Here is a 4,263-nt window from a genome sequence, read left to right on the forward strand (position 1 = left end):
TCCCGAACCAGCCACACCCCCCGCCGAAGGCGGGCGTCATCCCGCCCCGACGCTCAGCGCCCGCAGTCGGTCGGCGATCTCCGGGACGTCCCGGAGCCGGCCGCTCGCGACGCCGACGACCAGGTCCTCCGCCGCGTCGACGTCCAGCCGCAGCCGGACACCGTTGATCCGCAGCAGCGTGACGCAAGCGAGGAAGGCCGTCCGTTTGTTGCCGTCGACCAGCGGGTGGTTCACGGCGATGCCGTGCAGCAGCGCGGCCGCCTTGTCGAACACGTCGGGGAACAGTTCCTCGCCGAACGCCGTCGTCTCCGGACGCCGCAGCGCGGACGTCAGCAGACCCCGGTCCCTGATCTCCACGGGCCCGCCCTCACACGCGTACCCGGCGATCACCGGCCCGTCCTCCGGCACCAGATTCGCAGCGCTCACTTCAGCCGCTCCAACAGCTCCTGCCACCGCACGGCCTCCTCGGCAGCGATCCGCCGAACCGCCTCCCGCACGTCCCGCCGCTCCGCCGCTCCGGACGCGCGCTCCTCGGCGGGCGCGCTCCGCCCGCGTTCAGTGTCCATGCCACGAACACTAGTTCTGTCCGCCCGCTCCTCGCCGCCGGTTTGCCGTCGCCCGCCGAGCCAGAGAGCGGAGCGGGGAGACGTGTGTCCGTGTCCTGCCCATCTCCCCCGTGCCGGTCGTGGTTGTTTAGGGACATGATCAGCAAGGCCCGCGCCCGTGTCCTGCCGGCGTCCCAGCGCCGCTCGCTGGACGAACTGACCCAGGACCTGATCCTGTCCTCCGGGGACAGCACGGCCAAGCGATCGGCGTTCTGGACGATGCTCACGCTGTCGGCGGTCATCGCGGCCGGCGGAGTGATCACGGACTCGACGGCGACCGTGATCGGCGCGATGATCATCGCGCCGCTGGCCACTCCGATCATGGGCATCGCCCTCGGTTCGGTCCGGCGCCACCGCACCGGATCGGCCGCGGTTGTCCTCCTCGCCTGCCTGCTGGTGATCGCGGTCGGGATGCTCATGTCGGTGGCTCTGCCCGGCAACTACGACCTGCTGTCCAACAGTCAGGTCTCCTCGCGGACGTCGCCGGGCCTGATGGACCTGATCGCAGCCCTGGCGACCGGCCTGGCCGGCGCCGTCGCGCTGGCCCGCCGGGATGTCGCCGCCGTGCTGCCCGGAGTCGCGATCGCCATCTCCCTCGTCCCGCCCCTGGTGGTGGCAGGAGTGTGCCTGGGAAAGCTGTCGGGATGGCTGGCGCTGGGCGCGCTGGCGCTCTTCCTGTCGAACCTCTTCGCCCTGGTCTTCGCCGGCATGCTGGTCTTCGCCTCGCTCGGCTACGGCGCGGAGGCCGACAAGGCGGTCGGGCGCCCCGCCCGCCGGGCACACGCCGCGATGGCCCTGCTGTTCGTCGTCGTGCTCGTACCCCTCACGGTCAACACCGCGGCCACGCTGCTGATCAACACGTGGACCGGCCGGGCCAAGGACGCGGCGGAGCAGTGGCTCGCCGGCGAGCGGGACGCGTCCGTGACAGGAGTCGACGTGAAGTCCCGGACGATGCACATCCACGTCCGTACCCCGCATGAACTCCCGCCGGTGGAGCCTCTGCTCGACCGGCTTGAGGGGCGGATCCCGGACGGCACGCCCGTCGTGGTGGACGCCTCGCGTGGTCGGCGCGTCGACGCCGGACGAGTCGGCGGCTGAGCGCCGCCTGCGAGCCGCCCACGCGGTCACGGCATGCCGCCTGGTCACGGCATGCCGCCGCCGAACTCCGCGGCGAACGTGCTCATGAAGAAGAGGCAGAGCACCACCACGACCCCCACGAAGACCAGCGTCCCCGTGGCGGTGGCGGCGTTCACCCCCGGGCGCACGGCCTGCGCCGTGGCCTGCTCCGGCCGTTCGGTCGTGTACCGCACCGGCACGACGTCGCCCTCCCTCGTCAGCGCGGAGCCGCCCGTCTCCTCGAACCGGACCGAACGGCCGTCCGGCGTGGTGAACTCGTAGATGTGGTGCAGGGTGGTGGACACCCAGCTGTCGGCGTGCCCGTGGCTGGTCGTGTAGGTGCCCACACAGCGCCCCTGCGCGACAAGGCCGCTGCTCCAGGCCCGTCGTAGCTGCAGCGAACGGCTGAGCACCCGATAGCCGATGAAGACCGCGACGCCCGCGATCAGCATCGGGATGAGGTAGAAGAGAAAGTCCATAAGAGCCCCCGTGTTCAGGTTCCGCGCGTGCACCCGGTCATCGGTGCACGCCGCAACGAACCGATCATCCCCGGCCCCACACCCGAGGAACCCGCACTTGAGCAAGATCTGAGCCCGCCGACGCGCGGCAGAGCCCGCGCCTACGCGTCGTAGAGCGCGCGGGCGCGAACGGAGTCGGGCGCCCCGCCCTCCCCACCGAGGTCGAGGAAGTAGTTCACCTGCCACGCCTGCGTGCCGCGGGCCTGTCGACTCGCCGTGGCCACCCACGGCGGGTAGACGCGGAACCCGCGCTTCCCGCCGGAGCCGTCACGCGAGACGATGCCGCGTTCACACAACACGTCGCACGGGAACACGAACTGCCCGAAGCCGTTGTCGTCGCGACAGCTGACGACAAACAGGTCCACCCCGTCACCCACGTCGAACGGCCGGATCGGCCCCTCGGCCGACCGCTGCCACACGGTGACGAACTGCCCCACCTTCGTCGGGGTCGTCTTCCCCACGCGGAACCGCACCGAGCGGTCGTCAAGCGTGAACGCGCAGGCCGCGTACTCCGCACTCTCCGGCTCGGCCACCGGCACCGAGCAGCGGAACCCGCCCGGTTCGTACACCAGCGCCCGCGCCGCCACCAGATCCCCGTGAAGCCCCGCCCACAACTCGTTCCCCTCCATCCCGCCATCCTCCCACCGCGCTCTTACGACTGACACCGCCCGATGCGGCCGACGCCACAGGCCGACCCCGGCCCATATCGTGAAGCGGCGATGCGCCGGTGGCGGAGGACGCGCCGAACGTCGGCGGCAGATGATGCCAGGCACAGCCGCTGGTCAGCACGTATCCACTGCGGCGAACACGGCCCGCTCGTCACGCGGAGCGGTCCCGCCGCCTTGCGGTCGAGCCGCAACGTCGGCAGTAGCGGGGCGACCAGTTCCCGGGGCTCATCAGGAACCAGACGCTTCGACAGATCAGCACTCACGGTCGGCATCATGCCGCTCGAACATCAGGGTTCGCGGCACGGCCTTCTATGCCTTGACCGATGCGGCCGATCTGGCGGCCTCCTCGATCTTCGCGCAGTAGGCATCGCGGGCTTCCGCATCGATCTGCATCTCGTGTTCGGGCCGCATCCCGGTTCGGCCATCGATGTCTTCGCGCAGGGTGTCGGCGTGCCCGGCATGCCGGTGGGTCTCGCCGAGGACGTCGACCAGGATGGCGAACAGGCTCCTCGTGTGATGACAAGGTGCCCGACAGTCACTAGCACCGGCTAGAGTGCGTGGCCCCTGTCCCGGCGCTCCGTCGGACAGGTCGCAGCACCGCCCGGCAACCGGAGTGCCGCCCGTGACGCGGCAGCAAGACGACAGCGGCGACGCCGAGTACCGACCTACCGTGCTCGGCGCCCAGGAGTTCAGCGATCTTCTGGGTGCGCTGGACGCCGCGCCTGAGCCGAACGAACACACCCGTCGCGCGGCTGCCCGGATGCGGCGGGAACGGGCGGATCGGTCGGACCGCGAAGCCTGAGTTCAGCGACTTGTCGCGGCTCGGTCGGAAGTGCTGCGGAGTACGGGAACCAGGGGGTGCTACTCCGGGACGACGGCGGCGGGGCGGATGGGGAGGCGGTTGACGGGGCGGCCGGTGGCGGCGCGGACGGCGGCGGCGATGGCCGCCGGGGCCACGACGACGGGGACGGCGCTGATCGACTTGGCGCCGAAGGGGGCGACCACGTCGCGTTCCTCGAGGAGTTCGACGATCTTGATGTCGGGGACGTCGAGGGAGGTGGGCAGGGGGTAGCCGGTGAAGTCGGGGTGGCGGACGACGCCCTTGGCGACGCGTAGGTGTTCGGTGAGGGCGGCGCCGAGGCCCTGGGCGAGGCCGGCTTCGATGCGGGTGCGGGCGATGGCGGGGTTGAGGAGGCGGCCGACGTCCTGGGCGATGGCCAGTTCGACCACCCGGACCGTGCCGAGTTCGACGTCCACGTCGACGACGGCGCGGACCGCCGCGAAGGACATGCTCACGAACGCGTCGCCGTGGCCGGTGTCGTCGAGGGGGTCGGTGGGGTGGGGGCGGCACTGGGC

General features: G+C 71.2%; 7 protein-coding genes and 1 pseudogene. 2 read left to right on the forward strand and 6 right to left on the reverse strand.

Features of this window, described 5'->3' with window-relative positions:
* Positions 1-36 precede the first annotated feature (36 nt).
* Together GL263_RS22535 and GL263_RS22540 are read right to left on the reverse strand one after the other, a co-directional pair.
* Entirely contained in the window at positions 37-426 is a 390-nt protein-coding gene (locus GL263_RS22535; protein ID WP_323379523.1) for a type II toxin-antitoxin system death-on-curing family toxin, read from the reverse strand.
* Entirely contained in the window at positions 423-566 is a 144-nt protein-coding gene (locus tag GL263_RS22540) for a hypothetical protein (RefSeq protein ID WP_182857581.1), read from the reverse strand. The genes GL263_RS22535 and GL263_RS22540 overlap by 4 nt, the downstream gene beginning before the upstream one ends.
* A 135-nt stretch (positions 567-701) precedes the next feature.
* Between GL263_RS22540 and GL263_RS22545 the strand changes: the two genes are divergently transcribed.
* Positions 702-1,703 carry a DUF389 domain-containing protein gene (locus tag GL263_RS22545; protein ID WP_182857582.1) on the forward strand — a complete coding sequence of 334 codons (1,002 nt, stop codon included), beginning with the start codon at positions 702-704 and terminating at the stop codon, positions 1,701-1,703.
* Positions 1,704-1,747: 44 nt separating this feature from the next.
* Here the strand turns inward: GL263_RS22545 and GL263_RS22550 are convergent, their stop codons facing one another.
* The 3 genes and pseudogenes from GL263_RS22550 to GL263_RS22560 form a co-directional block, all read right to left on the reverse strand.
* Entirely contained in the window at positions 1,748-2,200 is a 453-nt protein-coding gene (locus GL263_RS22550; protein ID WP_182857583.1) for a DUF3592 domain-containing protein, read from the reverse strand.
* 140 nt (positions 2,201-2,340) lie between these two features.
* A complete protein-coding gene (locus GL263_RS22555) occupies positions 2,341-2,868 on the reverse strand; it encodes a MepB family protein (RefSeq protein WP_182857584.1) in 528 nt (175 codons plus the stop codon).
* Positions 2,869-3,216: 348 nt separating this feature from the next.
* Positions 3,217-3,417: pseudogene (locus tag GL263_RS22560) on the reverse strand (mycothiol transferase); the annotation flags it as partial.
* Between the two features lie 112 nt (positions 3,418-3,529).
* Here GL263_RS22560 and GL263_RS22565 point away from each other — a divergent pair.
* Positions 3,530-3,709 carry a hypothetical protein gene (locus GL263_RS22565; RefSeq protein WP_182857587.1) on the forward strand — a complete coding sequence of 60 codons (180 nt, stop codon included), beginning with the start codon at positions 3,530-3,532 and terminating at the stop codon, positions 3,707-3,709.
* A 59-nt stretch (positions 3,710-3,768) separates the two neighbouring features.
* On the opposite strand, the gene GL263_RS22570 is transcribed toward GL263_RS22565, so the two are convergent.
* Positions 3,769-4,263: molybdopterin cofactor-binding domain-containing protein (locus GL263_RS22570; protein ID WP_182857585.1), on the reverse strand; the 495-nt coding region annotated here is incomplete at its 5' end.

This window comes from Streptomyces durbertensis (genome assembly GCF_014156695.1).
Classification (GTDB): Bacteria; Actinomycetota; Actinomycetes; order Streptomycetales; family Streptomycetaceae; genus Streptomyces; species Streptomyces durbertensis.

What these genes read in the sequence shown, in the direction of transcription:
- GL263_RS22545 (WP_182857582.1), top strand. Translation starts at nt 702, where the DNA reads ATGATCAGCAAGGCCCGCGCCCGTGTCCTGCCGGCGTCCCAGCGCCGC.
- GL263_RS22550 (WP_182857583.1), bottom strand. Translation starts at nt 2,200, where the DNA reads ATGGACTTTCTCTTCTACCTCATCCCGATGCTGATCGCGGGCGTCGCG.
- GL263_RS22555 (WP_182857584.1), bottom strand. Translation starts at nt 2,868, where the DNA reads ATGGAGGGGAACGAGTTGTGGGCGGGGCTTCACGGGGATCTGGTGGCG.
- GL263_RS22540 (WP_182857581.1), bottom strand. Translation starts at nt 566, where the DNA reads ATGGACACTGAACGCGGGCGGAGCGCGCCCGCCGAGGAGCGCGCGTCC.